General features: G+C 71.6%; 1 protein-coding gene and 1 pseudogene. Both read left to right on the top strand.

The features are described from left to right. Nucleotides 1-127: pseudogene (locus tag C1I95_RS34635) on the top strand (L-erythro-3,5-diaminohexanoate dehydrogenase); the annotation flags it as partial. Nucleotides 128-134: 7 nt separating this feature from the next. Continuing rightward, nucleotides 135-395 (top strand): amidohydrolase family protein (locus C1I95_RS34630; RefSeq protein WP_146605972.1); only part of this gene is annotated, 261 nt, incomplete at its 3' end.

Genomic DNA, 395 nt, shown 5'->3' with positions numbered 1-395 from the left:
GGCGGCGGACGTGACGATGCTGGTCGGTAACGGGTACGTGCCGGGGCACGCGGAGCTGGCGTTGGGGTTGCTGCGCGGCGAGCCGGGGGTGCGTGGGCTGTTCGAGGCCCGGCTGGCGGCAGACTGAGGTCATGATGAACAACCCCTCGACGCTGTACCGCGGTGGAGTGCTGCACTGCCCGGCGGATCCGTCCGCGACGGCACTGTTGGTCCGGGACGGGCGGATTGCCTGGTTGGGTGCTGATTCGGAGGCGCCGGCCGCGGACCGGGTGGTGGAGCTGGACGGGGCGCTGGTGACGCCGGCGTTCGTGGACGCGCACGTGCATGCCAGTGACACCGGGTTGGTGTTGTCGGGGCTGGACCTGTCCGGGGTGCGGTCGGCCGGGGAGCTGTTG

This window comes from Micromonospora craterilacus (assembly GCF_003236315.1).
Classification (GTDB): Bacteria; Actinomycetota; Actinomycetes; order Mycobacteriales; family Micromonosporaceae; genus Micromonospora; species Micromonospora craterilacus.
Note: the sequence above shows the minus strand (reverse complement) of the source record. Positions and strands in the feature narration are given on the sequence as shown.